At 59.7% G+C, this 16,522-nt stretch carries 15 protein-coding genes; 9 read left to right on the top strand and 6 right to left on the bottom strand.

All coding sequences use genetic code 11. The annotated features are described in order from the left end of the window. The first annotated feature begins 9 nt into the window (after positions 1 to 9). The 3 genes from ACLFKU_RS09430 to ACLFKU_RS09420 all read left to right on the top strand — a co-directional run bounded on the left by ACLFKU_RS09430 (position 10) and on the right by ACLFKU_RS09420 (position 3,583). A complete protein-coding gene (locus ACLFKU_RS09430; RefSeq protein ID WP_410848890.1) occupies positions 10 to 1,026 on the top strand; it encodes an AraC family transcriptional regulator in 1,017 nt (338 codons plus the stop codon). 155 nt (positions 1,027 to 1,181) lie between these two features. Further along, a complete protein-coding gene (locus ACLFKU_RS09425) occupies positions 1,182 to 1,916 on the top strand; it encodes a nitroreductase (protein ID WP_410848889.1) in 735 nt (244 codons plus the stop codon). Positions 1,917 to 1,930: 14 nt separating this feature from the next. Further along, positions 1,931 to 3,583: an AMP-binding protein gene (locus ACLFKU_RS09420; RefSeq protein ID WP_410848888.1), complete on the top strand. Its 1,653-nt coding sequence runs from the start codon at positions 1,931 to 1,933 to the stop codon at positions 3,581 to 3,583. Positions 3,584 to 3,879: 296 nt separating this feature from the next. Here ACLFKU_RS09420 and ACLFKU_RS09415 read toward each other — a convergent pair whose 3' ends face one another. Next, positions 3,880 to 4,776, bottom strand: a complete 897-nt coding sequence (locus ACLFKU_RS09415) for a LysR family transcriptional regulator (protein WP_410848887.1) — start codon at positions 4,774 to 4,776, stop codon at positions 3,880 to 3,882. A 126-nt stretch (positions 4,777 to 4,902) separates the two neighbouring features. On the opposite strand from ACLFKU_RS09415, the gene dld reads away from it, so the two are divergent. The 5 genes from dld to ACLFKU_RS09390 all read left to right on the top strand — a co-directional run bounded on the left by dld (position 4,903) and on the right by ACLFKU_RS09390 (position 10,285). Next, entirely contained in the window at positions 4,903 to 6,672 is a 1,770-nt protein-coding gene (gene dld / locus ACLFKU_RS09410) for a D-lactate dehydrogenase (protein ID WP_410849076.1), read from the top strand. A gap of 302 nt (positions 6,673 to 6,974) precedes the next feature. Then, positions 6,975 to 8,315, top strand: coding sequence for a 2Fe-2S iron-sulfur cluster-binding protein (locus ACLFKU_RS09405; RefSeq protein ID WP_410848886.1), 1,341 nt, complete (start codon positions 6,975 to 6,977; stop codon positions 8,313 to 8,315). Between the two features lie 58 nt (positions 8,316 to 8,373). Next, entirely contained in the window at positions 8,374 to 8,976 is a 603-nt protein-coding gene (locus tag ACLFKU_RS09400; RefSeq protein WP_410848885.1) for a M24 family metallopeptidase, read from the top strand. A 138-nt stretch (positions 8,977 to 9,114) separates the two neighbouring features. Then, positions 9,115 to 9,549 (top strand): acyl-CoA thioesterase, encoded by a 435-nt coding sequence (locus ACLFKU_RS09395; protein ID WP_410848884.1) that lies wholly within the window; start codon positions 9,115 to 9,117, stop codon positions 9,547 to 9,549. 46 nt (positions 9,550 to 9,595) lie between these two features. After that, positions 9,596 to 10,285 carry a TetR/AcrR family transcriptional regulator gene (locus ACLFKU_RS09390; protein WP_410848883.1) on the top strand — a complete coding sequence of 230 codons (690 nt, stop codon included), beginning with the start codon at positions 9,596 to 9,598 and terminating at the stop codon, positions 10,283 to 10,285. Positions 10,286 to 10,379: 94 nt separating this feature from the next. On the opposite strand, the gene ACLFKU_RS09385 is transcribed toward ACLFKU_RS09390, so the two are convergent. Further along, complete coding sequence (locus tag ACLFKU_RS09385; protein WP_410848882.1) at positions 10,380 to 11,315, bottom strand: alpha/beta hydrolase; 936 nt, start codon at positions 11,313 to 11,315, stop codon at positions 10,380 to 10,382. A gap of 43 nt (positions 11,316 to 11,358) precedes the next feature. Then, the gene (locus ACLFKU_RS09380; protein WP_410848881.1) at positions 11,359 to 11,763 is read right to left on the bottom strand and encodes a RidA family protein; all 405 of its coding nucleotides are present in this window, start codon (positions 11,761 to 11,763) and stop codon (positions 11,359 to 11,361) included. A gap of 175 nt (positions 11,764 to 11,938) precedes the next feature. Here ACLFKU_RS09380 and ACLFKU_RS09375 point away from each other — a divergent pair, with 175 nt between their 5' ends. Beyond that, positions 11,939 to 12,760: a citryl-CoA lyase gene (locus tag ACLFKU_RS09375; RefSeq protein ID WP_410848880.1), complete on the top strand. Its 822-nt coding sequence runs from the start codon at positions 11,939 to 11,941 to the stop codon at positions 12,758 to 12,760. Positions 12,761 to 12,824: 64 nt separating this feature from the next. On the opposite strand, the gene ACLFKU_RS09370 is transcribed toward ACLFKU_RS09375, so the two are convergent. The 3 genes from ACLFKU_RS09370 to ACLFKU_RS09360 form a co-directional block, all read right to left on the bottom strand. Next, complete coding sequence (locus ACLFKU_RS09370) at positions 12,825 to 14,495, bottom strand: 4Fe-4S dicluster domain-containing protein (protein ID WP_410848879.1); 1,671 nt, start codon at positions 14,493 to 14,495, stop codon at positions 12,825 to 12,827. Between the two features lie 108 nt (positions 14,496 to 14,603). Continuing rightward, positions 14,604 to 15,539: an electron transfer flavoprotein subunit alpha/FixB family protein gene (locus ACLFKU_RS09365; RefSeq protein ID WP_410848878.1), complete on the bottom strand. Its 936-nt coding sequence runs from the start codon at positions 15,537 to 15,539 to the stop codon at positions 14,604 to 14,606. Positions 15,540 to 15,560: 21 nt separating this feature from the next. Further along, the gene (locus ACLFKU_RS09360) at positions 15,561 to 16,310 is read right to left on the bottom strand and encodes an electron transfer flavoprotein subunit beta/FixA family protein (protein ID WP_410848877.1); all 750 of its coding nucleotides are present in this window, start codon (positions 16,308 to 16,310) and stop codon (positions 15,561 to 15,563) included. Positions 16,311 to 16,522: the final 212 nt, after the last annotated feature.

Raw genomic sequence — 16,522 nt, 5'->3', positions numbered from 1 at the left:
ACCCTGGCCATGAATGATGCTCGAGACAAGGGCACAACCTCTATCGGCTTGGTACATGAAGCCATTCTCGTTGCCACGCAACGCAATCTCGATGTGCCGAGTGTTCTGCAGCGCGCGGGAATCGCGGCGGAATTGTTGAATGCGCCGAAGGCCCGGGTGCCGGCATTGGCGTTTTCCCGCCTATGGACGGCTCTGGCCGATTTGATGGACGATGAGTTCTTCGGTCTCGACAGCCACGCGATGCGGCGCGGCAGTTACGCGCTGATGTGTCAGGCCGCGCTGCATGCCGACAATCTGGAACACGCGCTGCGTCGCATGCTGAAGTTTCTGCGATCGGTTCTCGACGACATTCATGGCGAGTTGCGCTACGAAGGAGAGCATGCACTGATCATCCTGCGTGACGATGGAAGGACGCGCCGCCTCTTTGCTTACGGGACGTGGTTCATCCTCGTGCATGGGTTTGCATGCTGGCTCGCACGCCGACGGATTCCGCTAATCGAAATGAGGTTTCGTGCTGCGGCGCCGATCGATGACAGCGACTACCGTATGCGCTTTTGTGAGGCAGTGACGTTCTCGGCGGAGGAGACACTGATCAGGTTCGATCGGAAATTCCTCGACCTGAAGCTGTCCGAAACGGAAAAGACCCTGCGTGTTTTTCTGCGCAATGCGCCTTCCAATATCCTCGTCAAATATCGCAACGAAGCGAGCGCGACGGCCGTGGTGCGACGCCAACTAAGAAACCACAGCCCCGACGATTGGCCCGACCTCGAAGCGCTTGCGCGATTGCTGAATCTCTCCGCGGCTACGTTGCAACGCCGCCTGCTGGCAGAAGGCTCGAACTACCGGCAATTGAAAGACGAATTGCGTCGCGACATCGCCATCGAGTTGTTTTCCAATAGTTCTTTGACAGTCGCCGAAGTCGCTTCAAGGACAGGATTTCAGGAAACGAGCGCTTTTCATCGAGCATTCAGAAAGTGGACCGGCGCCAGCCCGGGGATGTACCGCCAGGGCAGGGCAAACCCTTAACGTGTCAACTCGCAGGGCCGTGAGCGGGACCACACGAGGCGCAACGACAAGGCAGCGTGGCTGTGCGCCTCATGCAATTTGAGGTCGGAGGACATGGATTGGTGTCGCAATCACGCTGACACTGCGAAGACCTCTATGCACGGCCCATTCCTAAGATGAAGACAGCGGACCGTCTATCTCCTTCTCCTTTCCACTCGTTGATCGACGTGAGTCGCGCTGTCGACTGGGCGCTCGTCAGCCGGCGCAGCGTCCGTGCCTTTTTGCCCACTCCCGTTGCCCGGGACGAAGTCGAATCCATCTTGGAGGTCGCTCGCTTCAGCGCAACGGGCGTCAACATGCAGCCCTGGCACGTGCATGTCGTCACAGGCACGGCTAAGTCCCGCCTATCCGCCGCCATTAACGCGATCGATGACGATCCGGCTCGAAGCTCGCACCTGGACGAGCCCTACGATTATTACCCCCGCGAATGGACCTCTCCCTATGTGGACCGCCGCCGCGAGGTCGGTTGGGCCCTGTATGGGTTGCTCGGCATCGAGAAGGGCGACAAAGAGCGGATGCATGTGCAGCACGGCCGTAACTATCGCTTCTTCGATGCGCCGGTCGGCCTGTTTTTCACGGTGGACCGAGTCATGCGCGAAGGAAGTTTGCTGGACACTGGCATGTTCCTGCAAAGCGTAATGCTTGCTGCCCGCGCACGCGGCCTCGGCACTTGCCCGCAGGCGGCTTTCAACAAATTCCATCGCGTCATCGCCGACGAACTATCGATTCCCGATAGTCAGATGCTGGTCTGCGGCATGAGTCTGGGCTATGCCGATCCCGACAGTATCGAAAATTCGCTCGTGACGGACCGAGCCGCAGTGAATGATTTCACCACTTTCTATAACGAATGAACGGAGACTGTGTCATGAGTGCCAACGCCTACTCTCGGGGGCTCGAGAAGAACCCGGCGAACCATGTTCCGTTGACGCCGTTAACGTTTCTGGATCGAACCGCCGACGTCTATCCGCACCGAACCGCGATCATTCATGGCGAATTCCGGCAGACATGGGCGGCGACCCGCGAGCGTTGTTATCGCCTCGCGTCGGCACTCGTTCAGTTGGGAATCGAGCCCGGCGATACGGTATCGATCATCGCACCGAATACGCCAGCCATGCTCGAGGCCCACTTCGGCGTCCCGCTCTCGGGGGCCGTGCTCAATGCCATCAATTGTCGGCTGGACGCCGAAGGTGTCGCGTTCATTTTGCGTCACGGCGAATGCAAGCTCCTGCTGGTGGATCGCGAGTTCTCAGCACTGGTCGAAAAGGCATTACAGTTGGTCCCCAATCCGCCGCGCCTCATCGATATCAACGATCATGAAGCGCCTGAAGGCGCTGCTATCGGCGAAATGGATTATGAGTCGTTGCTGGCGAGCGGTGACCCTGCATTTCCCGGTCGACGCCCAACCGATGAGTGGACGCCCATCGCCTTGAACTACACCTCGGGCACGACCGGCGATCCGAAAGGCGTCGTTCCTAGCCACCGCGGCACGTATCTAATGAGCCTCTTGCAGATGACGAACTGGCCTCTGCCGCGAGCGCCGATCTATTTGTGGACGCTACGCATGTTTCATGCGAACGGCTGGTGCTTCACATGGGCCATTACGGCGGCGGCGGGAACGCATGTCTGCATGCGCAAGGTCAATGCAGCCAATATCTTTTCGGCGATCGCAAAGCATGGCGTCGATCATTTTTGCGCGGCGCCCATCGTGCTCGCAGGCATCGCGAGTACGCCGCAATCGGAACGGCAGCCGCTGCCGCGTCGTGTGCGGGTCCTCACCGCCGGCTCGCCGCCGCCGGCAGCGGTTTTGGAGGCTGTCAGCACGATGGGTTTCGACGTCGATCACGTGTTCGGTATTACCGAAATCTCCGGCACGCCCATCAGCTGCGCATGGCAGGACGAATGGGATGAATTGCCGTCGGAGCAGCAGAGTAAATTGACGGCGCGCCAAGGTGTACGTGCGGCAGCGTTCGAGCAAATGTCCGTCGGCGATCTTGCGACGCTCCAACCGGTGCCGGCCGATCGCCAGGCCTGTGGTGAAGTGCTGGTCCGCGGGAATACGGTGATGATGGGCTACCTGAAAAACGCCGAGGCAACAGCGAAAGCTTTCGCAGGCGGTTGGTTCCATACGGGAGATCTTGCTGTCGTCCATCCGGACGGCTATGTCCAGATCACGGACCGCTCGAAGGACGTCATCATCTCCGGTGGAGAAAACATCTCGTCTGTCGAAGTGGAAGAAGTGGTCTATCGCATGCCGGGCGTGCTCAACGCAGCCGTGGTCGCGCAACCGGATGACAAGTGGGGCGAGACGCCTTGCGTCTTCATCGAAATGAAGCCCGATGCTGCGCCGCTAACGGAGCAGGACGTCATCACGTTTTGCCGAGAGCGACTCGCGCATTTCAAATGCCCGCGCCGCGTAATCTTTGGCGAATTACCTAAAACCGCCACAGGGAAGATACAGAAATATCTTCTGCGCGAGCGGGTGGGTAGCCGGGCTGCGATTACCCGCCTCGCCGGATGACCCAAGCGTTGCGGGCGAAGGCCGGCATCGACCACGGCGTCGATCGATGCCGGCATTGGCTGGTTCGGTTAACTGCGGGCTCGCTTCGGCGTACGCATCAGCGAAAGATGGTGTTGAACACGCTTGCGACAGCGCGAGGGCTTCCTGCGCGCGCTGCGCTCGCAGGAAGCCGCCGCCTTGGCGCAGGGCATATCGACGACGCCCGCGCCGAGCACGCTTCCCGACGAGCACTAAACGACGAAGAAGGGGATCATCACGCGCAGAGTAAGTGGCGCAGTCGGAAGCGCCGGCCCGAATTAATGGCGATGGCTCGCATAGTATTCATGCACGATTCGGGCGAAGTTCAATACCGCGGGCGCCTTTTCGTCGGGCCGGTAGACCAATGCGATGGCGGTCGATAACGGTTTGCCTCGCAGTTCGTGGTACGAAACGCCGGCAACCTGCACTTGGCGCATCGAGGACGGTACGAGCGCCACGCCAAACCCGGCGGAAACGAGATTCGCGGCCGATGATATCTGAGGCGACTCCATGCGGATGGAAGGTGCGAATCCCGCCGTTTGACACGCCCCAAGAATGGAATCGTAGAGATTAGGCCCGATCGATCTCGGGAAGAGGACGAACATGTCGTGAGCGAGATCGGCCAGCTTGATCTGCTTTCGCTGGCCCTTGGGGTGCTCTGATGGCAGCACTGCAAGCATCTCTTCCTTGACGAGCGGTTCGACGATGAGCTCGCCACAGTGCAGAGGCAAGCGTACCAGCGCGGCATCGAGTTGCCCCAACGCCACCTTGTCGAGCAGCGCGATGCTGTTGCTCTCCTCGCAATTGATCGTTACGCGCGGATAGGCGCGTCTGAATTGTTGCATCGTCAAGGCCATGGCGGGATGAAAAACCGTTGACCCCGCGAAGCCGAGAGACAGACGCCCCATATGTCCCCGGCCGGCATTTTGAGCGTCTGCCAGAGCCTGCTCCGCATCGCTGACGATTTTCCGCGCTCGCTCGCGGAACAGATGACCTGCTTCGGTCAGTTCGACGCAACGCGCGTGCCGGATGAAGAGCGCCGTCCCTATCTCGCGCTCGAGTTTCAATATCTGCTGGCTGAGCGGCGGCTGAGCGATGCCAAGATGAAACGCCGCTTCGGTGAAGTGGAGATGCTCGGCCACCGCGAGGAAGTAGCGTAGCTGTCGGAATTCCATATGTTTTTCGTCTTCAAGTCGGCCAATCAAGATATTGGACTAATAGCAGCCTGCATTCTAAGCTCCCGGCACTCGACGCATGCAACCGAATGTCGAATGCACGAATGGGAGGGAGCGATGGAACGTATGAGGGAAGTAGCAGCAGAAGCGGAAGCAGCGGGCCGCGAACCAGGCGAGGACCGACAGGCGTTGCTGTCTTCATTGCGCCATATCGTTGGCGGCAAACACGTTTTGACGGGCGACTACGCTACGCGTGCCTACCGAAAGGGCTTCCGTTTCGGAAATGGGCGCGCGCTGGCGGTGATCCGGCCAGGAACGCTCGTCGAGCAATGGAAGGTGCTAGAGGCTTGTGTTGCTGCAAACATCGTCGTGATCGTGCAGGCATCGAACACCGGCCTGACTGGCGGCTCGACGCCCGACGGCGACGATTATGATCGCGACGTCATCATTGTCAGCACCACCCGGCTAAAGAAGATCTACGTCATCGACGAGGGCAGGCAAGTGATCTGCCTGCCGGGGGCGACGCTCGACCAACTCGAAAAGATTCTGAAACCGCTCGGACGGGAGCCGCATTCGGTCATCGGTTCTAGTTGTATCGGAGCATCGGTTCTCGGGGGAGTGTGCAACAACTCGGGTGGGGCGCTAGTGCGCCGAGGGCCGGCGTACACGGAACTGGCGCTTTTCGGCAGAGTGGAGGCCGATGGCGAACTGCAGCTCGTGAATCATTTGGGGATCTCGCTGGGCACACGCGCACTCGAGATCCTGGAGCGCCTCGATCGCGAGGCGTTCACGGATGCGGACCTGCGGGATGACACCGGTAGGGCGTCCGATCACCGCTACGCCGAACATGTGAGAGACGTCGATGCGGATACGCCCGCGCGCTTCAATGCAGACCCACAGCGGCTGTACGAGGCGTCCGGTTCGGCGGGAAAGCTCATGGTGTTTGCCGTGAGACTGGACACCTTCCCGATCGAGGTCGATACCAAGGTGTTCTATATCGGAACGAACGAGCCAGACGAACTCACCGAGATTCGCCGACACATCCTTCGCGAGTTCGAACCGCTGCCGATCTCCGGCGAATACCTGCACCGGGACGCATTCGATATCGCACAGACGTATGGGAAAGATACGTTCATCGCTATTGATCGGCTCGGTACGCCACGCGTCCCTGCCTTTTTTGCGTTCAAGAGCCGTCTCGACGGGCTAATGGATCGCCTGCGCATATTTCCGTCGAACACGACGGACCGGCTCTTGCAATTGGCGAGCCGGCTGCTCCCCAGCCCGGTGCCGCATCGCATTAAGCAGTTTCGCGACGCTTACGAACACCACTTGATGTTGAAGGTCAGCGCGCAAAGCGTCGACGAAACGCGCACGTTTCTCGAGAACTACTTGTCGGCCGCTAGCGGAGCCTTCTTCGAATGTACCGCCGACGAGGGCCGAAAAGCGTTTCTGCTTCGCTTCGCCGCGGCTGGCGCGGCCGTGCGATATCGGGCCGTCCATGCGCGGGAAGTCGAGGATATCGTCGCGCTCGATGTTGCATTGCGTCGTAATGAGCGGGAGTGGGTCGAGCGGCTCCCGCCCGAATTGGACCGGCAGATATCCATCAAGCTTTACTACGGCCACTTCCTTTGCCATGTGTTTCATCAGGATTACATCGTGAAGAAGGGGAGCAACTGCATCGATGTCGAGCACAAGCTATGGAAGCTGCTCGACGATCGGAAGGCGGAATACCCGGCCGAGCACAACGTCGGGCATCTGTATCTTGCGAAACCCGCCCTCGCTAACTTTTACCGGGAGCTCGATCCTTGCAACTGCTTGAACGCGGGTGTCGGGAAGATGTCGAAGTTCGCGCACTATCGAGATCCGCCCGGAGATCCCGCCGATTGCGGTGTCTAGTTCGACGCGGCAGCGCAACGCAACGACGCTTCGCCGCCGCAACCTCACCAAAAAAGTTGACGCCGCCCGGATTTCGTTCATACTGACTGGTCAGTGAGAAATTTAGGTCTATTGGTATGGTCACGGTGGGAATTCCTCTGCTTCGAAAGAGGGGCTACATCAGAACCGGCCTGCCACTCGACTCGTCTAGCGATCAATGTTTTGTCTGAGGATGTCGTGGTTCGCCTCTGGGTTACGCTTGCATCAGCGGGTGGTTCCGGGGTCGATAGCCAGCTTATCGGCCTTGTAGGCCTTGTATCTGCATGAAAATTGTCAACGAACTGAACGGTGTCGAATTCGAAGCGCGCGGCGATGTGGACATCGTAAGTGCGTCGATTCAAGCGCACCATGTCCTGAGCCATTCTTGCCGTCGCGGTATTTGCGGGCAGTGTGCTGGGCTAGTGCGCGACGGCGCGTTCTCGAACGGTATCGACGGCGAGACCCAAATCGTTTCGCGGGACGGTAAGCCTGTCAGCGTGCTGATGTGCCAAACGTTCGCGCGCTCCGATTTGTCGGTGGAATGCAATGATTACGGGACCGCGCCCCCAACCCGGGCCGTGCAGGTGCGTTCCATCGCATTCCCCACGTCGGAGGTCGCTATCGTCGATCTCGACTTCATGGACGGGCAAGCGTTCGAATTTCAGGCAGGTCAATTCGTGTGGATTCGCTGGACCGGCGACCGCCAGAAGTATTTTTCGATTGCGAGCAAGGAACGCAGCTCCAACGGCATCCAACTACATATCAGACGACAGGCTCAGGGAGAGTTCACTGGTTGGTTGTTCGAGGCAGCGAGAGCGGGCGATGTCTTCGGGCTCGAAGGCCCTTTGGGTAAGTTCACATGGACGACGCCCGACGAGCGCCCCGTCGTCTTGATGGCCACGGGCACGGGGTTCTCCCCGATTCAGTCGATGGTCGAAACACACGAATTGTGGCGCCGCAGATCCCCGGTCTATCTGTATTGGGGAGGGCAAACGGAGCATGACGTCTATCGCCCGGACCTTGCTCGTCAATGGTCGGAGATGGGAGAAAATTTTCACTTCGTTCCGGTCGCCGCGGCGCCGATAGGCGAGTGGTCGGGAAGAATCGGCTATCTGCAGGATTGCGTCGCACAAGACCATCCGAGTCTCGCAAGCTTCGATGTTTACGCTTGTGGCTCGCCGATCATGATCGCGCATGCACAGCAAAAGTTGATTCGCGACCTTGGCCTCCCGAGCGAGCGCTTCTTCACCGATTCGTTTAACGTGAAGCCGCCTCAAACGGACGGCGCCCCGAAGCTCGTCGATTTCGTCGTGAAATTCAAGGGCGTCAAAGAAGGGCGTCTGCATGCCGAAAGCGGATGTACGCTCCTTCAGGCGCTGATGCGCGCGGGCCTGAACCTCGATCACTATTGTGGCGGCGGTGCGGTGTGCGGCACTTGCAGAGTCAGGGTCGAGCCTGCGCTCCTTGGCGGAATGAACGAAGACGAGAAGGATCTTCTCGAATGCTTGCCTTCCCCGTGCGACGAGCATCGGCTCGCCTGCCAGTTCGAGTTGACCCGAGACGTCGAGTCACGAACCGTTTATCTGCCGGGTACGCCCGGACGAGTTTCCGCTTTGAAGGATTGAGATGAGCAACGGACCCATTCAAAGCGAGCACGTCGGCAAAGCCTTCAAGCATGAGGGCATGCTCGAGGCGCGCGAGAGAACGTGGCTTGCCGTCGACGACATCGCGGCCGCGATCGAGCCCGGCATGACTGAACCTCAGGCCACCCAGCTCGCGCGCAAGACGCTCAAGAAGCATGGGCTGTTGCAGGGATGGCACGCTATCTGCATCCGGTTCGGCTGCAACACCATGCTCGAGTACGGCGCACCATCGAAGCCGGATGTCGTACTCGGAGAGAACGACATCTTCACGCTCGATATCGGTCCTTTGTGGGACGGGTACGAAGCGGATTCCGGCGATACGTTCGTGGTGGGAAACGATGCGGAAATGTTGCGCGCAAAGACGGACGTGAAGGTGTTATGGAACCGCGTGCAGGACGTGTGGCGAGAGCGGGAATTGACGGGCGTCGAGCTCTACGACTTTGCTGCGGCAGAGGCGGACAAGCTCGGCTGGATCTTCGATTCGGTCATGTCAGGCCACAGGGTAGGCGATTTCCCGCACCAGTATCATGGAACGCTCCGGTCGATGGACGGCGTGCCGACTCGCAACATCTGGATCTTGGAAACGCTCATCCGACATAAGACGCGACCGTTCGGCGCGTATTTCGAGGACTTGTTGACCTAGCGCCGGCGCAGGTCGTACAGCGGCATGCGGGGCAGCGCAGCGCCGGACGAACTGGTTGACTGATGGGTCAAAAAAAAAGACAATACATCGAGCTCGATGGGCGAGCGCGATGCGTCGGCGTATCCGTCAAGGAGACCAATGGCAATCCCAACGTTCAATGGCGTTGTCTATCCATCGCAAACGGATGCGATGGGGCATATGACCGTCCAGTACTACATCGCGGCGTTTGATCAAGCGATGTGGCATCTCGTGTCGCGCCTCGGGTATGACCCTGAGTGGCGAAATGCTAGAGACGAGGGTTGGGCCGACGTTCGCTATGAGATCGACTTTCGCTCGGAACTTCGAGTGGGCGATCTTTACACAGTAGAGAGCGAAGTCGTCGATCTCGGCAGGACCTCGCTCAAGTCCAAGCACCGACTGCTGGCAAGAAGCGGCGAATTGGCCGCCGAAATCCTGATGACTTCGGTCTACTTTCATCTGAAAGAGAGAAAGAGCATAGCGATACCTGATTCCGTTCGGTCGGGGGTTCGCGCGCTGACCGTATCGTCCGACGCAACGAATGTTTCCGCGTGACGCGAAGCACCGAACTAGAACTTAATGCTGATTCTGGGAAAACATTATGAAAATCGATCGTAGAGAACAGCTGAAGGCGAAGAAGCAGGCTTACGTACAGGACGAAATTATTGCTTCCGCCGTCGTTTTGTTCGCGGAGAGAGGTTTCCGCGCCGTCACGATCGATGATGTGGCAGCGAATCTCGGCTATACGAAATCGGTGGTTTATTACTATTTCAAAAGCAAGAACGAAATCCTGTGGCAGATTTTCAATCGTATCTACGATAGCTACTTCGAGATGATTTCATCGGTGGTGGCGAAGAACTTGCCTCCCGATCTCGCCCTGAGAGAGCTTTTGAAAGGCCACGCTCTGTTGGTCATGGAGCGCCGAGATTGGACCGCGATCTACAACCGCGAAGAGAGCGAGCTTGACGAGAAGCAGCTCAAGCTGCACGTTCAGCGTCGGCGCGAGTACGACGCCGTCATCAATGGCGTCTACAAGGACGGCGTGAAGAAAGGGGTGTTCCGCGACATCCCGCCCAGTGTCGCCGTCGCGGGATTTTTGGGGATGTGCAATTCTTTGTATCGCTGGTACAAGGAGCAAGGTCCTATTTCGGCGCCGGAGATCGCCGACTACTACGTGGATATCTTGACGAGCGGTTACATGGTCCCTGAAGCCGCTAAGCCGGCCGCAAACAAGGCGACAACCGCGCGCAAAACCACGACGAAGGTCGCGAGGGCTGCTACCACTGCGTAACTCCCTCGGTTGACGAGTAGGAGCACGTTCGAAGCTATCGTGCTCACGCTGAGGCCGAGCGCAATGAGCGCAGCTCGGCCTCGTTCTTGCAAGCTCAGTCGCCTACCGCCCGCTTCAGCGCCGAGATCGAATCGCGAACATAGGCTTGGGCGACTTGAGCGGTATCGACCAGATCGAACGCGTGCGGGGCGCCCGGATAGATGTGAAGCTCGGTGGGCACGCCCGCTAGCATCAGCCGGCGTGCGTACTCCATGTTCTCCAGTAGAAAAAGATCGATCGCCCCGCAGGCGATGAAGGTGGGCGGAAGTCCCTCGACATTGTCTGCGCGCGCCGCCGCGGCGTAGGCCGACACATCCGCGCCACCCGGCGGCCCGCCTAGCAGCGACGTCCATCCGAAGAAGTTGTTCGCTTGCGTCCAAACGAACTGGCCCAGATAGGGCGACGGTTCAAGGCACACGGCCGTTCGATCATCGAGCATCGGGTAGAGCAGATGCTGGAAAGCGACGGGGATTTCACCTCGGTCGCGGGCAAGGAGTACCAACGCCGCCGCAAGGCCGCCACCGGCGCTCTCGCCCGTAACCACGATCCGACGCGCGTCGGCGCCTAACGATTCTGCCTCGGCGTTGAGCCAGCGCAGCGCGGCGTAGCAATCCTCCACCGGTCCGGGATGCGGGGTCTCGGGTGCTAACCGATAGCTCACGGATACGACAGTCGCGCCTAATTCGAGCGCATATGCCGCGTCGGTGGCAAGGTTGATCTCCGGCAAGCCCATGACGTAGCCGCCACCGTGGATGTGAAGAAAAGCCGGGCCAACGCTACGGCCCCCTTTTGCCCGTGTGATGATCACACGCACATCCGGCGCACCGGCCGGCCCAGGGATCATGCGCTCGACGATTTCCACCGCATCCGGCGGCGGGGGAAACCACACGCCGATGCTTTCCGCCATCACGGCCCGCGACTGCGGCAGCGTGCCGAGATCCACCGGGGACGAAGCCTCTTCCCCAATTAGCGCACTCAGTTCCGGATCCACGAGATGTCTTGACGGCACGACCGGCCTCCTTTTGATATGGCGTTTAGCCGATGCGAGTCTTGCTGGGGACGACCGCAATGCCATCGACCTCGATTCGTGCTCGCGAATCGAAGAGCTTAGCAACGGGGATGAACGTGCTCGCCGGCGGATTTTGACCGGTGATGAACTCCGCGCGGACCCGCTTGAAGACCGGAAGCAGACGCTCTTCGAAATCCGGCACGTAGTACGTGAAGCGGGCGACGGCTTCAAAGCCCACGCCCGCGGCTCGCAACGTTCGCTCGAGCGCCCTAAACGTGTTTCGCACCTGCGTTTCGAAGTCACCATCGACAAAGTTGTCTTTTTCGTCCGACGAAACGTGGCCGCCCAACACCAGGACATCGCCGGAACCCTGAATCGCTTGAGAAATGCCGGGATAGGAGATCCCGGGCTGATTGATTGCCGTAAGCATTGCTTGCCCCTACGTTGATGAGAGAAGTCTTGGCGTGCCGCGCAGCCGATTATAGACCACGTGGACAAAAATTTGTCCAGGCAGTATATTTTAATCCTAGACAGTCTATTTGCCGGGATCGCTTAGAACCATGGCACATAGAATCGGCCAATCAAACTGAGGGATGGGATAGAGGATGACAAGTTCTGCAAAGCCGGCGTGGGAATCGTCGGTCAGCCACGTTGAAGAATCGAGCGTTTTCATTCGTGGCTACGATTTGGGGGAGCTGATCGGGCGACTGTCCTTTGCGTCGGCCTCCTATTTGCTGATCCGCGGCAGGCTGCCGACACCGGGCGAGTCGAAGATGATGGACGCGATTCTTTGCTCGGTGCTCGACTATTCGCTGAAGAAGCCCGGCACCGTGGCCGCGCGCTATTGCGTTTCCGGCAATCCGTCGATGGTGGCGGGGCTGGCGACGGCGGTGCTGTCGGCTGGCGAATACACGCTCGCGCCTGACGCCACCGGCGAGTTCATCTTGTCTACGTTCGCCTCATACAAACGGCAAGACGGCTCGATGGCGGATGCGGCTGACGTCATCGTCGCGGAGCTTCGGGCGAAGCAGCAGCGAGTCCCCGGCTTCGGGCATCCCAACTTCCGCTACGCGGATCCGCGAGCGCAAAAGCTGAAAGCCATTGCGCGGGAGAACGGTGTCTGGGGCGAGCTGTGCGATTGGTACGAAGCCATCCATGCGTCGTTTATCAAGCAGGCAAACAAGCCTGATCTCGTGATCAACGAGGTGGGGTTGATGGCGGCAATCTTGGCGCAGATGCAGTTCACGCCCGCTGAAATGACGGGGTTGGCGTTGGTGTCGACGATGCCTGGCCTCATTGCTCATATCTCCGAGGAGCTCAGGTCGAAGATCCGCATTCGCGGCGTGGCGGATGGCGACGCGTCGTATGCCCAGGAACGGAAGAACCTCAAGGAAGATCTGCTGGGCGCGGGCTGGCGAGCCGTTTAACCCCTGCTTGATGTGCGGGCCCGACATCTCGAGGAGGTGTCGGGCCCGTATCGCGTTTGCGTCGTCACATATTGGGGTAGTTGGGCCCGCCGCCGCCTTCAGGGGTCACCCAGACGATGTTCTGGGTCGGGTCCTTGATGTCGCATGTCTTGCAGTGCAGGCAGTTCTGCGCGTTGATCACGAGCCGTTCGCCGCCGTCGTCGTTTTTCGCGAACTCGTATACCCCGGCCGGGCAGTAACGGCTTTCCGGGCCTGCATACGTCGCGAGGTTCACGCTAATCGGTACCGTCGGATCCTTGAGCGTGAGGTGAGCAGGCTGATTCTCTTCATGGTTCGTGTTCGAGATGAAGACGGAAGAGAGGCGGTCGAACGTCAGCTTGCCGTCCGGCTTCGGATACTCGATCGGATCGCACTCGGACGCCGGCTTGAGCATCTCGTGATCGTGATGTCGATGACGCAGCGTCCACGGCACATTGCCGCCGAGCAGCTTCTGCTCGATGCCGACCATGAGCGTGCCCAGGTACAAGCCCTTGCTCATCCACTGCTTGAAGTTGCGTGCCTTGTAGAGCTCGGTGTGAAGCCACGAGTTTTCGAACGACTCCGGGTAGGCCGAGAGCTCGTCGTGTTCGCGCCCGGCCTGCACGGCGTCGAATGCCGCGTCTGCCGCCAGCATGCCGGTCTTGATCGCGGCATGCGAGCCCTTGATGCGCGAGGCGTTCAGGAAGCCCGCATCATCGCCGACGATGGCGCCGCCCGGGAACGTCAGCTTCGGCAGCGACAGCAACCCACCCGCGGTGATCGCGCGCGCGCCGTAGGAGAGCCGCTTGCCGCCTTCGAGGAATTTGCGGATTTCCGGGTGCGTCTTGTAGCGCTGGAATTCGTCGAACGGAGAGAAGAACGGATTCGAATAGCCGAGGCCGACGACGAAGCCCACCATCACTTGGTGGTTGTCGATGTGATAGAGGAACGAGCCGCCATAGGTTTGGGTATCGAGCGGCCAGCCGGCGGTATGAATGACGAGCCCAGGCTTGTGTTTCGCCGGATCGATTTCCCACAGTTCCTTGATGCCGATGCCGTACACCTGCGGATCGGCGGCATCGCGCAGCCGGAACTTGTCCTGGAGTCGACGGCCCAGATGGCCGCGCGCGCCCTCGCAGAACAGCGTGTACTTCGCGTGCAGTTCCATCCCCAACTGGAAGTTTTCCGTCGGCTCCCCGTTCTTGCCGATCCCCATGTTTCCCGTTGCGACGCCTCTCACTGAGCCGTCGTCGTTGTACAGCACTTCCGCTGCGGGAAAACCCGGGAAGATTTCGACGCCGAGCGCTTCCGCTTGTTGGCCGAGCCAGCGCGTGACATTCGCCAGGCTGATCACATAGTTGCCGTGATTCTTGAAGTTGCCAGGCAATGCCCAGTTCGGCACGGCCTTCGCGCCGGTTTCCGACAAAAACAGAAAGCGATCTTCGGTGACCTCGACGCTCAAAGGCGCGCCTTTTTCTTTCCAATCGGGGATCAACTCGTTCAGTGCGCGCGGATCCATCACGGCGCCCGAAAGAATATGCGCGCCGACTTCGGAACCCTTTTCGAGGACGCACACGCTGATCTCGGTGTCGAGTTCAGCGGCACGTTGCTTGAGACGAATCGCAGCTGACAACCCAGCCGGGCCGCCACCCACAATCACAACATCGTATTGCATCGACTCTCGTTCCTGAGCCTGGATGGCGGCTTCAACTGCCATGATTGAACAACTCCGTCGGTGAATGAGATTAGTAGGGGGCGGGGGTCTCCCCGCGTGAGATCGGTCGCACGCCGATGGCCGCCCCAGTTTGACGCTTTCGCTTTTCGCTTAATGCAATGCTTTCGCCAGTTCCGGCACCAGTGCGAACAGATCGCCGACGAGCCCGTAATCGGCAACACTGAAGATCGGTGCGTCGGCGTCCTTATTGATCGCAACGATGACGTGCGAGTCTTTCATGCCGGCCAAGTGCTGGATGGCGCCCGAGATGCCCACTGCGATATAGAGGCGAGGCGCCACGATCTTGCCCGTCTGCCCGACTTGATAGATGTTCGATGCGAAGCCGGCATCGACGGCGGCGCGCGATGCGCCGACCGCGGCGTTCAGCGCGTCCGCCAGCGGCGTCAGCACCGACTCGAAGTTTTCCTTGTTGCCAAGGCCGCGCCCGCCTGACACCACCACGCTCGCGGTCGTCAGTTCGGGGCGTTCCAGCTTGGCGATTTCGCGCGAAACGAACTTTGCACGGTCCGTCGCCGGGGCCGGCGTAATGGGCTCGATTGCGGCGTTGCCGCCCTCGCTTGCCGCCGCCTCGAACGCAGTGGAACGAACCGTGACGACCTTGATCGGATCGTGCGACTGCACGGTGGCGATCGCATTGCCGGCGTAAATGGGGCGTTGGAACGTATCGGGGGCATCGACGGCGATGATGTCGCTGATCTGCGCGACGTCGAGCTTTGCCGCAATCCGGGGCAGGACGTTCTTGCCGTACGCTGTCGCGGGTGCGAGCAGGTGAGTGTAGTTCTGTGCAATGCCAAGGACCGTCGCCTCGACGTTTTCGGCGATGCCCTCCGCCAAGTGCGGGGCATCCGCCAGCAACACCTTTGTCACGCCGGCGATTTTCGCGGCGGCGCTGGCCGCGGCTTGCGCATTGTGACCGGCGATCAACACGTGCAGATCGCCACCGATCTTCTGCGCGGCGGTGATGGCGTTCAACGTGGCGGGATTCAACGTTGCGTTGTCGTGTTCAGCGATAACCAGGATGGTCATGTCATTAATCTCCGCGTTGTCTCAGATGACCTTGGCTTCGGTCTTGAGTTTGTCCACCAGCGTTGCAACGTCCGCCACCTTTTGCCCTACCGCGCGCTTGGCCGGCTCGGCAACGCGCAGCGTCTTGAGACGCGGTTTGACGTCGACGTGCAGTTCCTCCGGTGTCGTGACCGCCAGAGGCTTCTTTTTCGCCTTCATGATGTTCGGCAGCGTCACGTAGCGCGGCTCATTCAAACGAAGATCCGTCGTCACCAACGCGGGCAGCGTGAGCTTCAGCGTCTCGGCGCCGCCGTCCACCTCGCGAGATACGGTCGCTTTGCCGTCTGCAATGGTGATTTTCGCTGCGAAGGTCGCTTGAGGGATTCCCGCAAGCGCTGCGAGCATCTGACCGGTCTGATTGGAGTCGTCGTCGATGGCTTGCTTGCCCACGATGATGAGGTCGGGTTTTTCTTCTTCGACGAGCGCATAGAGGAGCTTCGCGACGGCGAGCGGTTGGAGTTCTGTCTGCGTTTCCACGAGAATGGCGCGATCGGCGCCGATGGCAAGCGCGGTGCGCAATGTCTCCTGACATTGAGCCACGCCGCACGATACGGCAACGACCTCGATCGCGACGCCCGCCTCTCTCAAGCGCACGGCCTCTTCAACCGCAATTTCGTCGAAGGGATTCATCGACATCTTCACGGCGGCGATATCGACGCCCGTATTGTCCGATTTGACGCGAACCGAGACGTTGAAGTCGACAACCCGCTTCACTGCTACTAGTACCTTCATCCTGACCTCCAATGCACCGATGATGGGGTGGCTCGATGTCTTTATTTCGTTATCAGCGACAGGCGTATTGCTCGCCTGTGAAGCGGTGCGCTTTGATGCTCCTTAGCGCCTTGCCGATCGCTAGAGCGTGCGTCCGTTGACGACGTTTTAAAAACTGCTGATAATAAAAAACTGACCGCCTAGTATATCCCGCGGAAATTGCGATGCGCAAG

Source organism: Paraburkholderia sp. EG304, from assembly GCF_046543485.1.
GTDB classification, from domain to species: domain Bacteria; phylum Pseudomonadota; class Gammaproteobacteria; order Burkholderiales; family Burkholderiaceae; genus Paraburkholderia; species Paraburkholderia youngii.
This window is presented reverse-complemented; position numbering and strand designations above follow the sequence as displayed.